The organism is Streptomyces sp. NPDC046261 (assembly GCF_040646235.1).
Lineage (GTDB): Bacteria > Actinomycetota > Actinomycetes > Streptomycetales > Streptomycetaceae > Streptomyces.
In genome coordinates this window covers 169,675-184,511 of record NZ_JBEYZU010000007.1, presented here as the reverse complement: position 1 = coordinate 184,511, position 14,837 = coordinate 169,675, and the positions used below count along the sequence as shown (strand labels likewise).

The window sequence follows — 14,837 nt, the reverse complement described above, 5'->3', positions numbered from 1 at the left end:
CCGCCCGCCCCGGCTCCTTCCTACGGCTGCGGCACCGGCACGGACGCCCGCACCGTGTGCTGATGCACGACGACGTCGAAGGCGCGGCCCAGCGCGACCGGCGACGTCGGCTGGTTGGGATACCGCCCCGGGATGACGAACGTCGGGCGCGCCGTGTTCAGCCAGGCGCCCACCACCGGATCACGGCGTGCCGCGCGCAGGTCGACGTAGAAGTCGCGGAAGCGCACCCGGTCGAGGGTGTGTTCATTGCTGCCGGGCGCGGCGGGACCGATGCCGAATACCCCTGCCGAGCCGTTCGCCGTACGGGCCCGGTACTGGCCGCCGTACAGGGAGGTGCCGACGGAGAGGTACGCACGGCCGATGAGTTCGCGCAGCTCAGCGCCCATCGCGACGGGGTAGGAGGCGGGCATCGGCGACTCGTAGGCGACGTGCCCGTCGTGCGCCGACACCACGATCCGGTCGCCGGTCTGCCGCTGCCACCACACGGCGAACTCGGCCATGGTCCGCGAGCGGTGCCGGTTCACGGCGGTGGCCTGGGCGGGGTCGTCGGTGTCGAAGGCGAAGGATTTGGCCATCTGGGCCAGGACCAGGGCCTCCTGGAGCACCCAGGGGTCCTGCTTGCCGGCCCCGGCCAGCAGCCGGTGCGCGGCTTCGGCATCCTGTGCGATCGCCTTGCGCTCGGCGAGCGGAAGCGCGCTGTACGCCGCCAGCCGCGCGCCGACCCCGGCCGGCAGGGCCCGCAGGGCGGCGTAACGCCGGCGCAGCTCGGGTACGAGGGCGGGGGTGTTGCGCCCCGCCCAGGTGAGGATGCGCTCGTACTGCTCGGGCCCGGCGTCGGAGAAGTCCAGGCCCACGATCCGGACCGGGCGGGCGCTGGTGCGGTTGTGCTCGCGCACCCAGCTGAACAGGTTCAGGAACTCCTCGGTGTTCAACAGGGAGTAGGCGTCCTGGAACTCCTCCCGCATGATCTGCCGCAGGTCGCCCTCGCCGGTACGGACGTACGCGTCGATGCGGGCGGCCGCCGACCAGGTGATCTCCATGGCGAAGGCGGAGAACCCCTCCCGCGTCACCAGCTGTCGGAACAACCGGTCCTTGACGGTGAACAGTTCCTTCGAGCCGTGCGACGCCTCGCCGATCCCGACGACGGTCGCCCCCCGCGTCATCGAGCCGAACGCGGCCAGGTCACCCGCGGGCCCGCCGGGTTCGGCGGTGCGCAACGGATGGGCGTACCGCTCCAGTCCGGCCACCACCGCGCGGTCCTGGGGCGGGGCGGCGGCAAAGGGCGCGGGGGACGGCCCCGCCGCTGTCGCGGTGCCCGCGGCCGTCCCCAGGAAGGCCGTCAGGGCGAGCGCCAGGGCCACCGGACGCCGTAAAGATGCGTGTGTCATGCAGGAAGTTATACAGGGTGCCCCCGGAGAGGCGGTGGCGAGCCGGCCGTGCCGTCCTACCGCGCGTAGGAGCCGATGCCCACCAGGCAGTAGACGACCGAGCTGATGGTCCGGCCGCCCAGCGTCGTCCGGGAGGAGAAGGAGTACTGCGTCTCGGAGTCCTCGCGGCACCGGGAGAGGTCCGTGGTCCCGTGGTACGCCTGGATGACCCGGTAGTGCGCGTCGGGCGACGAACAGGAGACGACGTCGACGTTCTTCACCTTCACCGGGGTCGTCGAATCGGGGAGCGTCCCGTCGAGGCACGTTCCGGCGCTGTAGGGGGTGGGCGGGGCGGCGGTTGCCGGGTAGTCGCTCGCCGCTGGGGGACGGGAACGGTCGGCGCTGTCGAGGGGACCGGCGGATCCCGGGGTTCCGCTGTCCGGGCCGGCGGTGGCGCCGGCGGTGCCACCAAGGGAGGGGGCGGTGGTGCTCGTACTCGGGCGGCCCGCGGTCGGCGGGGTGGAATCCTCGCCCTGGTTCAGCAGGACGACGGTCAGCACGCCGAGCACACCGACGATGAACAACGGCTTGGCCACCGGACTGCCGAGGAAGGCGAGCCGTCCGCGACCCGGCGGCCGCGGTGGCGTGCCGTGAAGGCGGATCCGGATGAACGTCTCGCCTTTGTCGGTGGAGACCCGGATGAGGGTGCCGTCCTGGACCGGCGGAATGCGGACGTCCACCGTCCCCTTGGGGAGGCTGACAGCTCTGGTGACGCCGGAAGCCGCCTCCTCGGGGGTCAGCCAGATGGTGACTTCCGTGGGCATCGGTCACTCCGTAAGGCTTGAGGTCGGCGACTGGTGACACGGATCGTCTCACCGAACTCCTCAATTGTCCCAAGACATCGGCCACTTGCACAGTGCTGTGCCGTACGCATGGCGGAGGAATGGAATCCGCTAAACCCGGCCGGCCGACGGTACCGGGCACATGTGGACTGGATCACAGGAACTCCCGTGGATGGCCTGATAAGTTCCGCGTGACCGTCAAGGGGGGACTGGTCCATCAGGGTTCCCCTTTCCTTTTGCATGTCACATGGGGGATTCATTTCACATGCTCGGTAAGAAGACCGCGATACGTGTGACCGTCGCCGCAACCACCATGGCCACCCTGGGCATTGCGGTTCCGCAGACCGCCATGGCCGTTACGGGCGAGGCGCCGAAGGCGCCGGCCTCGGTCGGCTCGATCCAGTTCTCCCCCAAGGCGTCGGCGGAGACCAAGAGCGTCGTCGCCGCCGCGCCCCAGGCCGCCGCGGCGGCCGGGAACGCCTGCGGCGCCGGCTACACCCAGTCGGTGTACGCCGAGCGCCTGCCGTCCTCGACCACCCGGTACGCCACGCTGTACCTGTGGACCAACGGCAAGGAGACCGGGCCCTCGTACTACGACCGGCCGATCTGCGCCGTGCTGTGGAACGACACCGGTGCCAAGCAGTCCATGGGCATCCGGCTCAAGGACAACTACACCAGCACCCCGCACACCGAGAACTTCGGCAGCTTCTCCACTTACGCGGGTCCCGTGTACCAGAACCGTGGTTACTGCGGTGAGGTGTACTCCTACATGAAGAAGGGTGGCCGGGTCGTCATCGACACCGTGCGCGGCGTCGGCTCCTGCAACTGACAGCCCACTTCCCCCATCACCGTAGGACCGTAGAGAGGACATTCATGCGTAAGACCCTCGCCGCTGCCACCCTCGCGGCAAGCATTGTGGCCGGAGGCATCGTGTTCGCGGCGCCGGCTTCCGCCGTCGGCTCGTGCTCGGACTCGTTCAAGGACCAGTTCGACGTCATCAACCCCGGCAACAAGCCCGACCAGACCTACTACATCGAGAACTGCGCCGACGTCACCAACGGCAAGGTCACCGGCCACAGCGCGACGAGCTGGCAGATGCTCGACTTGCAGGCGATCGACCTGAGCAAGCGGTTCACCTCCTTCAAGGTTACGACGAGGCTCGAGGCGCGGTCGGGCCCCACGGCCCCCGACGTCGACAAGGTCATCACGTCCAAGACCTGCGACCTGACCGAGCTGGTGAACAAGCACTACCAGTACGGGGCCTCCGACACCGACCGGGCCTCCACGTGCGCGGCGCCGGCGGCCACGTACGACAAGAACCTGTGGTGGTCGACGGACTCGACCGTCGTCTACGACATCGAGGGCGACGGCAAGGGCCCCATCACCCGCCAGCTGACCGGCTCGCCGCTCCTGCACTGATCACGCACCGGGGTCATGAGTACGCGTACTCATGACCCCGGCCCGTGCGTGGGCGACGCTGTTCGTCATGACTTCTTCCCACCACGGCGGGCGGAACGTTTCCTCCCCCGCCGGGCGCCGGGACGCGAACCTTCACCCCGTGGCCGACGTCGCCGTCGCGATCGGCCTGCTCGCCTTCGACGTGCTCGCGGCGTGCGTCGTCCTCCTCTTCGCCCTCGACGCCACCGGGTTCCACTTTTTCGACGCCGCTCAGAACGACGGCCTGAGCATGGTCGGCCCGTACACGGCCGTGGCGGTGACCGGGGCGGCGGTCCTGCTCTCGGCGTGGGCGCTGTTCACGGTCCGCGCGGTCATCGCCGGCAGTGGGCAGATCCTCGCCGGGGCGGTCCTGGTACTGCTGGCCGGGGCCGGACTGCACGAGGAGTACAAGGAAGCGCACCCGCCCCGCCCGGAGCCGGGCTACAGCGGCCCCCACACCCAGTGCCGGTCCGGCGGCGACAACAGCGAGTGCAACGGATCCTGACGCGGGCTCCCGGCCCACCGCCCCCGTCACGGGCGCTCGTAGCCCCCGCTCCGCGTGACCGCCAGCAGTGCCATGTCATCGGTGATACGGCCACCGGTGTGGCGGCCCACGTCGGTGAGGAGGACGTCGAGGAGCGCGTCGGGCCCGGGGACGTCACGTCCGGTCAGGCAGGTGACGGGGTCGTAGAAGGCCCCGGCGCGGTTCCGGGCCTCGGTGAGGCCGTCGGTGTACAGCAGGAGCGTCGCCCCCGCGGGGAACGGCACCGTGTCCGTGCGCTCCTCGCCGGCGGCCAGCCCGGCCAGCCCCAGCGGGAGCGCCGGCTCGGACGGGTACACGCTGCGCACTTCACCGCCGTGCAGCAGCAACGGCGGCGGATGGCCTCGGTTGATCAGCCGCAGCTCGTCGCCGGAGTGCGGGATCTCGGCCAGGACGCCGGTGACGAACCCCTCGGTCCGCTCGACCCCCGTCCGCCGCCCGGCTTCCCGTATCAGCGCCCGCTCCAGCCTGGCCGTGACCCCGGCGAGGGTGGGCTCCTCCTCGGCGGCCTCCCGGAACACCCCGAGCGCCACGTCCACCGCCTTGACCGCCTCCATGCCCTTGCCCCGCACGTCGCCGACCACGCAGCGCACGCCGTACGGAGTGTCCTGCACGCCGTACAGGTCACCGCCGATCTGCGCGTCCTTGACGGCCGACTGATAGCGCACGGCGATCCGCAGCGGCCCGATCGAGGCGGGCGGCTCCGGCAGCACGGCGCGCTGCACGGCGAGGGCGATGCCGCGCGCGGACCGCAACCGCACGTCGCTGTAGTACATGAGGCGGTTGACGACGACGGCGAAGGCCGAGACGGTCGCGACCGCCGCCAGCTCGCTCCGCCCGCCGGAGTCCCCCATGAAACCGAAGTGCGTGAGCAGCGCGAAGTCCACGGCACACGCCCCGATGCCCGCCAGGACCGTGGCACGCAGCGACAGCAGGGCGGCGGCGGCCATCGGCGCGGCGGTGTAGAGAGCCTCGGCACTGAAATGCGGTGGCGTGCAGTAGTCGAGGAGGGCGCCCCCGAGGAGCAGGAGGACGGGCAGCAGCTGAAGGTGGCGCAGGCACCAGCGCTTCACGGCGGTGCGCCCCGCGCTCGGTGCCCTCACGTGCCCGCTCCCGCTCTTCCGTGCCGTACGACACGCTCAAGCATCCTCGGGCCGGATTACGCCTGCCAGTCATGGGGCGGCCGTATGGGTGCGCGCCGTGATCGCCGGGCGGTGGGGGCGCTCAGCGGCATGCGGCGCAGACGTTGGTGGGGCCGTTCTGCCGCTGTACGACCTCGGCGGCCATCTCGGCGAAGGCACGGACGCGTCCGGTCCCGGCGGCCGCCCGCCAGACCAGGCCGTACTCCAGCGGCGGCGCGTCGGCGAGGGGCACGTAGGCGATGTTGGGCCGGGCGTAGTAGCGGACCTCGTGGGCGGCGGTCGGATGGACGCCCCGGCCCGCCCCGACGAGGGCGAGGAGTTCCTGCCGGGTCGCCGCCTCCTCGCCGCGTTCGAGGGGCAGTCCGCCCGGGGTGGTGCGGGGGAGCAGATGATCGAGCCAGTACGCGGGTACGGGCCCGGAGAGGCTGAGCAGCTTCTCGGCGGCGAGGTCCTCGAGCCGGACGGAGGGCCGGCCCGCGAAGGGGTGCCGCGTGGAGACCGCCAGGACGCGCGTGTCGGAGATCAGCACGGGGCCGGTGCGCAGGTCCGGCTCGGCGACGGGGAACTGGGCGAGCAGCAGGTCGAGTTCGCCCGTGCGGAGGAGACCGAACGGGTCGCACAGCGGGGTCTCGTGAATGAGGACCTCGCCCGCTGCCGGGTCGTGCCCGCGGTACACGGAAGCGGCGGCCAGCACCAGCTCGCCCGCCAGCGGGCTGGCGAAGCCGACCCGCAGCGGCTCTCCGAGGCCACGGCCCGCGGCCACCGCGCGCGCGACGCCCGCCTTGATGAGCTCGTAGCCAGGACGCACGTCCTCCAGCAACCGCCGGCCGATCGGCGTCAGGGCCACGCGCCGGCTGGTCCGTTCGAAGAGCAGGGCGCCGATCCGCCGCTCCAACTGCTTGACGGTCTGGCTGACCCGGGCCTGGGACACGTGCAGCCGTTCCGCGGTGCGTCCGAAGTGCAGCTCCTCCGCGAGTGCCAGAAAGATCTCAAGATCCCGACGTTCCATAACCCGTAGGTTATCGATCGTTGCGCCTTCCGTCGTTGTTCTTGAATCGACGGTCATCGAAGCTGGATGCATGAACGCGAAGACGAACACGCAAGCGAAGACGAGCACCCGCAAGCCCCTCGCCGTCATCACCGGAGCCGGCTCGGGCATCGGCGCCGCCACCGCCCGGACCCTGTCGGAACTGGGCCACCCCCTCCTGCTCCTGGGCCGCCGCGCCGACCGGATCGAGGCGCTCGGCCTCCCCGACACCCTTGCCCGCTCCGTCGACGTCACCGACGAACAGGCCGTGGCCGCCGCCGTCCACGAGGCCGAGGCGCTGTACGGACCGGTGGACCTCATCGTCAACAACGCCGGCGTCATGCTGCTCGGAGCGGTGGCCCACCAGCCGACCGGCGAATGGGAGCGGATGTTCGACGTCAATGTGCGGGGCCTGCTCAACGGCGTACGAGCCGTCCTGCCCGGCATGATCGAGCGCGCCCACGGCACCGTCATCAACGTCAGCTCGGTCGCGGGCCGCAAGAGCTACCCCGGCCACACGGTCTACAGCGGTACCAAGTTCGCCGTGCACGGCATGTCCGACAGCCTCCGCGAGGAGGTCGCGGGGCACGGTGTCCGTGTCATCACCATCGCCCCCGGCGCGGTGGAGACCGAGCTGCTGTCCCACACCACCGATGTGACGATCAAGGCCGACTACCAGGCGTTCAAGGACTCCATCCAGGTGCTGGACCCCCAGGACGTGGCGGACGCCATCACCTTCGCGTACCAGCGGCCCCAGAGGGTCACCCTGCGCGAACTGGTCATCGCCGCCACGGCACAGGCCGCGTAGTCATGTTCCTCGTCGGCGCGGGCAGCGCGTCCGCGGCACCTGGCTGCGGTACGCGCTGCCCGCGGGGACCAGCGGCGGCTCCGACGCGAACCGCTCAGCCGCGCAGATGTCCCAGGACCGATCGCACCGCGTGGTGGACGGCGTCGCGCGTCTGCTCGGTGTGGTCGATCGTCTCGAATCCGTGGTGGCCGAGGGGTACGTCGATCACCTCGACGTCGGCCTCGCAGTCCTTGGCGGCGGCCAGGAACTCCTCGACCGTCGCCGCCAGCTCCGCGAATTCCAGCCCCACGCGGGTCAGGACGATCGGCAACCGTCCCGCCGTGCGCACAGCGGTCCCAGGGCGGAAGCGGGAGTCGACAAGTCCCCAGTTCGGCAGTGGCGCGAGGATGGGATAGGTCGCCGCCACACACCGCAGCCACGGCGGGGGCGCCGCGAGCCAGTCCGCCGACAGCAGCCCGCCACCGGAGAAGAACCACAGCGCGACGCGCTCGCCGTCGACGCGTGGATCGGCCCGTACGAGCTCCACCGCTGCCGCGATGTCCTCGGCGGCACGCGCGTAGTCGGCCAGATCGTGCAGCCGGTGATCGAGCGTCACACCGACCGCGCCCAGGCTCGCCGCGTACCGGCCGTAGCCCATGAAGGTCGGCCAGTCCCGTGGCGTGGGCCGCACGCCGGCGGCAACCGGGCCGCCGTGGACGAACACCACCGCCGGACGGGGGCCGTCGGCGTCGGGCAGATAGAGATCGACCCGCCCCATCCGCTCGCGGGGCCGCTCCGGTACGTCCAGGAGGAAGGGCCGCAGGTGTGTCGGCTGCTGGTCGGTCGCGCTCAGACGGTGCCCTTCGCCCGCGGCGGCACGCAGCAGTACGTCGGCCAGTTCGCCGGGGGCGGAAAGCATCGGCCAGTGCCCGGTGCCGAGCTCGAAGAAGCTCACCCGGGGGTCGGTGAGCGCCTGGAGGCGAGGGTCCCCGAGCTTGACCAGGGACTCGACGAAGGCGATGGTCGACCCGTTGGCGGTGCAGAGGATGCCGGTCGTCGGCAGCTCGGCGACCGCCCCCGACAGCCGGAGCGGTTGCGTCAGCGTGGCCGCCGGCTGCGGGGCGGCACGGCTGGTCAGCCGCTCGAGCGCGGCCGCCGGGACGCCGGCGACGCTGCCCCAGCGCCGCCACTCCTCGAGCGCCGGCGGGGACAGCCGCCAGTCGTCGCCTTCTCCCTGCCCGGCCTGCCGCAGCAGCCGGTCGCGGACCGCCCCGTCGGGCACCAGCGCGAGGGCCGAGTCGCCATCCTGCGGGAGGCCCACATCCAGACAGACGATCCGCGCGATCCGCTCCGGACGCCGGTCGGCGGCACCGAGCACCGGGTAGCTGCCGTAACAGTGACCGACGATCACCACCTCCGGCGCGTCCACCCCGTCGATCAGCCGCACCAGCTCCTGGACGTGGGTCTCCAGGTCCGTCTCCGGTCCCGCCAGGTGGGCGCGCTCACCCATGCCGGTGAGCGTCACCGGATACACCTCGGCCCCCGACTCCTTCAGCCGGTCGGCCACCTCCTGCCATATCCAGCCGCCGGTGTGCGCGCCCGACACCAGAATGAATGCCGTCATGAACGTCTCCTCGCCTGCCTCGGTCCACACGGCCGGCCCGAGGGGCCGTCCGCGCTCGCCGTTACGGTAGGAACTCCCCCAAGGGGAGATTCAAGCGAGAGCGCGGCTTGATCCGCGGCTGTCGTCGTCGACGACCCCTCACCCCCCGGCATTGCGTCGAACCGGTCATCTTGTGACGGGCCGCGTGCCTTCCTCCGCGTGCCGGGGAAGTCAGTGCGAACGCGGAGCGGAGAAGTACGAGCGGAGAGGACCCGGCATGAGCGACGACTTCGTCCTGGACGTCACCAGAATCCGTGACGAGGCGCGGCGGAAGATGGATGCCGGGCCCGTCACCGGTACCTATGGCGTCGACAAGGAACGGGTCGTCGGCATCCTCAACGACGTCATCGCCACCGAGGTGGTGTGCTGGCTGCGCTACACCCGCCACGCCATCTCGGCGACCGGCATCGACCGGGCACAGGTGACGGCGGAATTCACCGAGCACGCCGCGCAGGAGATGCAGCACGCCATGCGGGCGGCCGAAAGGGTCTCTCAACTGGGAGGTGAACCCGATTTCGATCCGGCGACACTGGTGCGGCGGGCACATACCGACTACACGACTCCGTCCCCGAACGACCTGACGACGATGCTCGAGCACAATCTGCTCGCCGAACGGATCGTCATCTCCACCTATCAGGAGATCGTGCGGTGGCTGTCGGACCGTGACCCCACCACCCGCCGCCTGCTGGAGTCGATCCTCGAGGAGGAAGAAGAGCACGCCGACGATCTCCTCGACCTGATCGGCAGCTGAAGCCGCCGTTTCAACGGGTTTCAACCGATGGGGGTCGAGACTCAACCATCACACAAGCCACATAGTCCTCCCTGTCAAAGCCCGCGCTCTTGCCCGCGGGTGATGACGAGGAAGGACAGCATTCATGAACGTACGGACGATCCGCGGTGCGCTGACCGTCGTCGCGGCCATGGCCGCGTTCGGGTCGTTACTGACCGGCCCGCAGGCCATGGCGGCCGATCGCGGGAACGAGGCCCGGCACGCGGCCACCCGGGAGGCCATGCGCAGGGCAGTCGAACAAGGTGTGCCGGGAGTGACCGGGCAGGCCCGTGACGTGCGCGGGACATGGAATGGCGCGGCCGGCGTGGCGGACCTGACCACGCAACGGCCTCGCGGGGCCGGAGAGCGGTACCGGATCGGCAGCATCACCAAGACGTTCGTGGCGACAGTGCTGCTGCAATTGGAGGCCGAGGCAAAACTCGACCTCGATGACACCGTCGACAGGTGGCTGCCCGGCGCGGTCCAAGGTCATGGCCACGACGGCCGGCGGATCACCGTACGCCAGGTGCTCAACCAGACCAGCGGTATTCACGACTACCTCGCCGACCCCGGCTTCGCCCAGCGCGTCCTGACCGAGAACTTCCTCGAGCACCGCGACGAGACGTGGACGCGGGACCAGTTGCTGGCGACCGCCATGAAACACCGGCCGGACTTCGAGCCGGGCACCGGCTGGCACTACTCCAACACCAATTACCTCCTCGCCGGGATGGTCATCGAGAAGGTGACGGGCCGGCCGTACGGTGAGGAGATCGACCGGCGCGTCATCAAGCGCCTCGGTCTGCGCTCGACTTCACTGCCGGGAACCGACCGTACGCTTCCCGCCCCCAGCGCACGGGCCTATACCCGGTTCGGCGGGGGCCCGGACGCCACGGCGTATGACGTCACCGAATTCAACCCCTCCTGGGCGAGTTCGGCGGGGGAGATGATTTCCACCTCGGCGGACCTCAACCGCTTCGTCACCGCGCTGCTCGGCGGCGAACTGCTGCCGCCCGCGCAGTTGAGGGAGATGAAGACCACCGTGTCCGCGGAGAAGGAATACCCCGGCGAGCGATACGGTCTCGGACTCATCCGCAAGCGGCTCTCCTGCGGCACGGTGGTCTGGGGCCACGACGGCGGACTTCACGGTTCCCACAGCCAGGCCGTGACCACGGAAGACGCCCGCCACTCGATGGCGTTCAACTTCAACACCGACCGGGCCGGTGACCTGGGCGCCGTGCTCGACGCGGAGTTCTGCGGGCCTCGGTAGGCAATCGGCGCGCCCGAGCGCGATCAGTCGGTGTCGAGGCCGTCGACCAGACGGCCGAGGAACCGGGTGAACGTGGCGTCCGGGGTGAGGGGGCGTACGGGCGCGGCGAGGGCTTCGGCGAGCTCCGGATGCTGGCCGTCCGCGGCGACGGCGGCGAGGTAGCGGGCCTCGGCCTCGGCCTTCTCGGGTGATCGCGCGACCGCGGCCTGCGCGATCTCGTGGGCGACGTGCGCCGCGACGAACCCGGTGAGCTGGGCGAAGACCTCCAGCTTCGTGGCGCCGTCGAGCCGGGTGGGCCGCAGGGCGGCCAGCGCGCGTTCCAGGAAGGCCAGGGTGTTCGGGCCGAGTGTCCGGCGGGCGGACAGCGCGGCCGGCAGCCAGGGGTGGCGGAGCATCAGAGCGCGCTGGAGGTGGCCGATGGCCTTCAGATCCGTACGCCAGTCGCCGGTGAGGGGGTCGGTCGTCGGGAGTTCGCCGCTGACGTGGTCGACCATCAGCTCCAGCAGCGTCTCCTTGTCGGGCGCGTAGCTGTAGAGGGACATCACGCCCGCCCCGACCGCGGAGGCGACTCGCCGCATGGTGACCGCCTCCAGCCCCTCGGCGTCCGCCAGGGCGACGGCCGCCGCCGTGATGGCCTCACGGCTGAAGGCGGGTTTACGTCCTCTGCCGGGCGACCGACGGGGACTCAGCCAGAGCTGTTGAGGGTCGACGCCTGCGGAGCCGGCCCCCTCATCACGGGTCACGATCCTCTGGTTCCTTTCGTCAGTGCCGGCCGCCGGCCGCTGGGTTGTACAGGGACATCCAAGCATCGGTTATTCTCGTACAACGTACGTAATTAACGGAGGGGAACCATGCCAGCGCACCCGCACGACGCCGCGCCGAGGACCGACCGCACCGCACCGACGGGCAAGCCGCCGTTGTCCTCACGGATGATGAGGGCGACCTGGCGCGGCCTCCCCGCCAAACGGCACGACGTGGGCTGGGAGCCGGGCCTGGCCGTACCGGCCGCGGACGGCAGCCCGTTGCTGACGGACCACTACTTCCCCCGCGCGACGGGCGACTTCCCCACCCTTCTCGTGCGCTCGCCCTACGGCAGGGGCCTGCCGTGGTCGCCCATGTACGGCATGCTCTTCGCCGAACAGGGCTTCCACGTGGTGCTGCAGAGCTGCCGGGGCACGGGCGGATCGGGCGGCCGGTTCGACTTCTGGCGCAACGAGGCCGCCGACGGCCAGGCCACGGTGTCCTGGCTGCGGGAACAGCCCTGGTTCAACGGAACTCTCGGCACAGTCGGCCCCAGCTACCTGGGCTACGTGCAGTGGGCGCTCGCCCTGGACCCGCCGCCGGAGCTGAAGGCGATGGTCGTGCAGGTCGGCCTGCACGACCCCTACGCCCTCTTCTACACGGACGGCGCGCTCCGCCTGGAGAACGCCCTCACTGTCGGCGTCGGCATGACGTACCAGCACCAGGGCATGGCGCCCTTCGTGAAGGCGATCCTGCGCCTGCAGCGCCGGCTGCGCGACATCACCACCGCGCGACCCCTGCGCGGGGCGTACGAATCCGCCCTCGGGGAAGTGCCCTGGCTGGACGGCGTGATGACGCACCCCGACGCCGACGACCCGTACTGGAAGGGCGCGTCCCTGGCGGAGGCGGCGCAGCGGCTGAGCGTACCCACCCGTCTGATCACCGGCTGGTACGACGCGCTGGCCGACCAGACCTTCGAGCAGTACGGTCGGCTGCGCGAGGCCGGCTGCGAGACCAGCCTGCTCGTCGGCCCCTGGACCCATACCTCCGCGCTCCAGCAGGGCTGGTCCGAGGTGTTCGCCGACAGCCTCGCCTGGCTACGGGCTCACCTGTGCGGCGACCGCTCCGGCCTGCGCCCCACCGCGGTGCGCGTGCACGTCGGCGGCGAAGGGGCGTGGCGGGACCTCGACCACTGGCCCCCCTCCCCGGCCACGGCTGCCTGGTTCCTCGCCCCGGAGGGACATCTCACCAGGCAAACCCCCCAGGTCACCGCCCCTCTGGCGACCTTCCGCCACGACCCGGCCGACCCCACCCCGTCCGTGGGCGGCCCCCTGCTCTCCCGTGCCGCCGGCCCACGCGACAACAGCACCCTGGAGGCACGCGAGGACGTCCTCACGTTCACCGGTCCACCGCTGACCGAGCCCGTCGACATCCTCGGCCCGGTCTCCGCACGACTGCGGATCTCCATCGACACCGGATACGCCGACGTCTTCGCCCGCCTGTGCGACGTCGACCCCCGGGGCCGCTCCACCAACATCTGCGACGGCCTGGCCCGCCTGCGGACCGCCGACCAGGCGCCCTCGGAGGTCACCGTACCGATGAGCTCCACCGCCCACCGCTTCGCCGCCGGCCACCGCATCCGCCTGCAGATCAGCCCAGGCGCCCACCCGCGCTACGCCAGCAACCCCGGCACGGGGGAGCCGTCGGCCGAGGCCACCAGCTTCGTACCGGTACGGATCACGCTGCACGCGGGCTCGGTGTTGACGCTTCCCGGGGAGGCCGGGGTCGGGTAGAGAGCGTCTGGGGGCACATCAGTAGAAGAACTGAGGCAGGTCGTCCAGCGAACCGGGGCCGTTGAAGAAGCATTCGGCTGCGGCCAGGTCCGCCAGGAACCGCGGGTGCAGGTCGCCGACGACCTCCTCGAGGGTGCTGTCCCGCATCGGGGCGTCGGGCGCGGCGGCGTTCTTCATGCGGGCGGCTTCCAGGAGCAGCTGCTGCCATCGCTCGCCCTGCTCGGCGAGGGCGTAGATACCGGAGAGCAGGTCGGCCATGCCGGCGGGGCGGTCGAGGGCCCGCGGGTCCAGGCCCGTCACCGGGAACAGCTCCCAGCCGCCGGCCCGGGCGGCGAGCCGGAGCGCACCGGCCCAGCGGCGGATGCGTGCCACCCGTACGTACAGGGAGTCCCCCGTGTGCGGCGGCAGAGCGCCGCCGTGCAGGGGATCGGCCGCCGCCACCAGGTCGTCCAGGACGCGGCGTTCCGTCTCCGTGACCACCCACTCGCCCTCCTGCTGAGCACCGACGGCGGCATCGAACCAGTCCTCGGCCGCGGTCAGACGGGACGCGAAGTCGGCCGGATCGTGGGAGGCCGGAGGGGAGGGGGGCGTGGTCATGCCGGACAGTGTCGCGCGAGCCGTTCCGGTGCCCCTCGGTGGGTGCTTGCCCCGAGCCCGTGTCTTTGTCGGTGTTTCAGGTGTTACTGCACAAAAGAGATGGAATGCGGCTATGGGTGATGGTGCGGGTATGAAGGGTGATGTATGGGTGCGGTGACGCGGGCCAGGTCGGTGCGGAGACGGGCGGCGCTGGTCGGTACGGGGTTGGGTGCGGTGGCGCTGTCGGCGGCGCCCGCACACGCGATCATCGGTATCGGCAACCCGGCATCCGGCAACGTCTGTGCCAATGCGGGAGCGCCGCGGGTGGCGGGTGCGACGCGTTCGGGTACGGGGGCGCTTGCGGGCAACGCGGGGCAGCTTCCGGTCGGGCTGCCGCGGAATCACTGCGGAAACAGCGGGCTCACATGTATCGCTACCAACCAGGTCAACGTCTTGCAGATCGACCCCAAGTCCCTGCCTGCCGGTACTGAAGTCATCGGATTTATGGGCAGTGGCACATGAGTGCGGCGACGCGGGCCAGATCGATGCGGAAGCGGGTGGCGCTGGTCGGTACGGGGTTGGGTGCGGTGGCGTTGTCGGCGGCGCCCGCACACGCGATCATCGGTATCGGCAACCCGGCATCCGGCAACGTCTGCGCCAATGCGGGAGCGCCGCGGGTGGCGGGTGCGACGCGTTCGGGTACGGGGGCGCTTGCGGGCAACGCGGGGCAGCTTCCGGTCGGGCTGCCGCGGAATCACTGCGGAAACAGCGGGCTCACCTGCGCCTCTGCCGTACTCAACCTCGATGCTGCCCCGAAGGCCAACCCGGCGTACGCGCCCATCCAGATGTTCGGCATCAACCATGCTTTCCCGGGAGGTTGATCGG

16 protein-coding genes are annotated in these 14,837 nt (G+C 70.9%); 9 read left to right on the top strand and 7 right to left on the bottom strand.

What is annotated here, in order from left to right; genetic code table 11:
* Positions 1-20: 20 nt before the first annotated feature.
* Both ABZ956_RS15975 and ABZ956_RS15970 read right to left on the bottom strand, forming a co-directional pair.
* The gene (locus tag ABZ956_RS15975; RefSeq protein WP_361892917.1) at positions 21-1,388 is read right to left on the bottom strand and encodes an erythromycin esterase family protein; all 1,368 of its coding nucleotides are present in this window, start codon (positions 1,386-1,388) and stop codon (positions 21-23) included.
* A 56-nt stretch (positions 1,389-1,444) separates the two neighbouring features.
* Positions 1,445-2,191 carry a hypothetical protein gene (locus tag ABZ956_RS15970; RefSeq protein ID WP_361892914.1) on the bottom strand — a complete coding sequence of 249 codons (747 nt, stop codon included), beginning with the start codon at positions 2,189-2,191 and terminating at the stop codon, positions 1,445-1,447.
* A 283-nt stretch (positions 2,192-2,474) separates the two neighbouring features.
* Between ABZ956_RS15970 and ABZ956_RS15965 the strand changes: the two genes are divergently transcribed.
* The 3 genes from ABZ956_RS15965 (at position 2,475) to ABZ956_RS15955 (ending at position 4,151) form a co-directional block, all read left to right on the top strand.
* Positions 2,475-3,038, top strand: coding sequence for a hypothetical protein (locus tag ABZ956_RS15965; protein ID WP_361892911.1), 564 nt, complete (start codon positions 2,475-2,477; stop codon positions 3,036-3,038).
* A gap of 44 nt (positions 3,039-3,082) precedes the next feature.
* Complete coding sequence (locus ABZ956_RS15960) at positions 3,083-3,628, top strand: hypothetical protein (RefSeq protein WP_361892908.1); 546 nt, start codon at positions 3,083-3,085, stop codon at positions 3,626-3,628.
* Between the two features lie 67 nt (positions 3,629-3,695).
* A complete protein-coding gene (locus ABZ956_RS15955) occupies positions 3,696-4,151 on the top strand; it encodes a DUF6234 family protein (protein ID WP_361892905.1) in 456 nt (151 codons plus the stop codon).
* 26 nt (positions 4,152-4,177) lie between these two features.
* Here ABZ956_RS15955 and ABZ956_RS15950 read toward each other — a convergent pair whose 3' ends face one another.
* Positions 4,178-5,290 carry a PP2C family protein-serine/threonine phosphatase gene (locus ABZ956_RS15950; RefSeq protein ID WP_361892902.1) on the bottom strand — a complete coding sequence of 371 codons (1,113 nt, stop codon included), beginning with the start codon at positions 5,288-5,290 and terminating at the stop codon, positions 4,178-4,180.
* 121 nt (positions 5,291-5,411) lie between these two features.
* Positions 5,412-6,338 carry a LysR substrate-binding domain-containing protein gene (locus ABZ956_RS15945; protein ID WP_361892900.1) on the bottom strand — a complete coding sequence of 309 codons (927 nt, stop codon included), beginning with the start codon at positions 6,336-6,338 and terminating at the stop codon, positions 5,412-5,414.
* 70 nt (positions 6,339-6,408) lie between these two features.
* Between ABZ956_RS15945 and ABZ956_RS15940 the strand changes: the two genes are divergently transcribed.
* Positions 6,409-7,164, top strand: a complete 756-nt coding sequence (locus ABZ956_RS15940; protein ID WP_361892897.1) for an SDR family oxidoreductase — start codon at positions 6,409-6,411, stop codon at positions 7,162-7,164.
* 94 nt (positions 7,165-7,258) lie between these two features.
* Here ABZ956_RS15940 and ABZ956_RS15935 read toward each other — a convergent pair whose 3' ends face one another.
* A complete protein-coding gene (locus ABZ956_RS15935; RefSeq protein ID WP_361892894.1) occupies positions 7,259-8,767 on the bottom strand; it encodes an alpha/beta fold hydrolase in 1,509 nt (502 codons plus the stop codon).
* A gap of 256 nt (positions 8,768-9,023) precedes the next feature.
* Here ABZ956_RS15935 and ABZ956_RS15930 point away from each other — a divergent pair, with 256 nt between their 5' ends.
* Together ABZ956_RS15930 and ABZ956_RS15925 are read left to right on the top strand one after the other, a co-directional pair.
* On the top strand, positions 9,024-9,557 hold the full coding sequence (locus tag ABZ956_RS15930) for a ferritin-like domain-containing protein (RefSeq protein ID WP_361892891.1): 534 nt from the start codon (positions 9,024-9,026) through the stop codon (positions 9,555-9,557).
* Positions 9,558-9,765: 208 nt separating this feature from the next.
* Positions 9,766-10,842, top strand: coding sequence for a serine hydrolase domain-containing protein (locus ABZ956_RS15925; protein WP_361893263.1), 1,077 nt, complete (start codon positions 9,766-9,768; stop codon positions 10,840-10,842).
* A gap of 23 nt (positions 10,843-10,865) precedes the next feature.
* Here the strand turns inward: ABZ956_RS15925 and ABZ956_RS15920 are convergent, their stop codons facing one another.
* The gene (locus ABZ956_RS15920; RefSeq protein WP_361892888.1) at positions 10,866-11,585 is read right to left on the bottom strand and encodes a TetR/AcrR family transcriptional regulator C-terminal domain-containing protein; all 720 of its coding nucleotides are present in this window, start codon (positions 11,583-11,585) and stop codon (positions 10,866-10,868) included.
* 189 nt (positions 11,586-11,774) lie between these two features.
* Here ABZ956_RS15920 and ABZ956_RS15915 point away from each other — a divergent pair, with 189 nt between their 5' ends.
* Positions 11,775-13,376: a CocE/NonD family hydrolase gene (locus ABZ956_RS15915; RefSeq protein WP_361893260.1), complete on the top strand. Its 1,602-nt coding sequence runs from the start codon at positions 11,775-11,777 to the stop codon at positions 13,374-13,376.
* An 18-nt stretch (positions 13,377-13,394) separates the two neighbouring features.
* Here the strand turns inward: ABZ956_RS15915 and ABZ956_RS15910 are convergent, their stop codons facing one another.
* Positions 13,395-13,973 carry a hypothetical protein gene (locus tag ABZ956_RS15910; RefSeq protein WP_361892885.1) on the bottom strand — a complete coding sequence of 193 codons (579 nt, stop codon included), beginning with the start codon at positions 13,971-13,973 and terminating at the stop codon, positions 13,395-13,397.
* Positions 13,974-14,117: 144 nt separating this feature from the next.
* Between ABZ956_RS15910 and ABZ956_RS15905 the strand changes: the two genes are divergently transcribed.
* Positions 14,118-14,474 carry a chaplin family protein gene (locus ABZ956_RS15905; protein ID WP_361892882.1) on the top strand — a complete coding sequence of 119 codons (357 nt, stop codon included), beginning with the start codon at positions 14,118-14,120 and terminating at the stop codon, positions 14,472-14,474.
* A complete protein-coding gene (locus ABZ956_RS15900) occupies positions 14,471-14,833 on the top strand; it encodes a chaplin family protein (RefSeq protein ID WP_361892880.1) in 363 nt (120 codons plus the stop codon). Before ABZ956_RS15905 ends, ABZ956_RS15900 begins: the two co-directional genes overlap by 4 nt.
* Positions 14,834-14,837: the final 4 nt, after the last annotated feature.

What these genes read in the sequence shown, in the direction of transcription:
- ABZ956_RS15975 (WP_361892917.1), bottom strand. Translation starts at nt 1,388, where the DNA reads ATGACACACGCATCTTTACGGCGTCCGGTGGCCCTGGCGCTCGCCCTG.
- ABZ956_RS15970 (WP_361892914.1), bottom strand. Translation starts at nt 2,191, where the DNA reads ATGCCCACGGAAGTCACCATCTGGCTGACCCCCGAGGAGGCGGCTTCC.
- ABZ956_RS15965 (WP_361892911.1), top strand. Translation starts at nt 2,475, where the DNA reads ATGCTCGGTAAGAAGACCGCGATACGTGTGACCGTCGCCGCAACCACC.
- ABZ956_RS15960 (WP_361892908.1), top strand. Translation starts at nt 3,083, where the DNA reads ATGCGTAAGACCCTCGCCGCTGCCACCCTCGCGGCAAGCATTGTGGCC.
- ABZ956_RS15955 (WP_361892905.1), top strand. Translation starts at nt 3,696, where the DNA reads ATGACTTCTTCCCACCACGGCGGGCGGAACGTTTCCTCCCCCGCCGGG.
- ABZ956_RS15945 (WP_361892900.1), bottom strand. Translation starts at nt 6,338, where the DNA reads ATGGAACGTCGGGATCTTGAGATCTTTCTGGCACTCGCGGAGGAGCTG.
- ABZ956_RS15940 (WP_361892897.1), top strand. Translation starts at nt 6,409, where the DNA reads ATGAACGCGAAGACGAACACGCAAGCGAAGACGAGCACCCGCAAGCCC.
- ABZ956_RS15935 (WP_361892894.1), bottom strand. Translation starts at nt 8,767, where the DNA reads ATGACGGCATTCATTCTGGTGTCGGGCGCGCACACCGGCGGCTGGATA.
- ABZ956_RS15930 (WP_361892891.1), top strand. Translation starts at nt 9,024, where the DNA reads ATGAGCGACGACTTCGTCCTGGACGTCACCAGAATCCGTGACGAGGCG.
- ABZ956_RS15925 (WP_361893263.1), top strand. Translation starts at nt 9,766, where the DNA reads ATGGCGGCCGATCGCGGGAACGAGGCCCGGCACGCGGCCACCCGGGAG.
- ABZ956_RS15915 (WP_361893260.1), top strand. Translation starts at nt 11,775, where the DNA reads ATGAGGGCGACCTGGCGCGGCCTCCCCGCCAAACGGCACGACGTGGGC.
- ABZ956_RS15910 (WP_361892885.1), bottom strand. Translation starts at nt 13,973, where the DNA reads ATGACCACGCCCCCCTCCCCTCCGGCCTCCCACGATCCGGCCGACTTC.
- ABZ956_RS15905 (WP_361892882.1), top strand. Translation starts at nt 14,118, where the DNA reads ATGGGTGCGGTGACGCGGGCCAGGTCGGTGCGGAGACGGGCGGCGCTG.
- ABZ956_RS15900 (WP_361892880.1), top strand. Translation starts at nt 14,471, where the DNA reads ATGAGTGCGGCGACGCGGGCCAGATCGATGCGGAAGCGGGTGGCGCTG.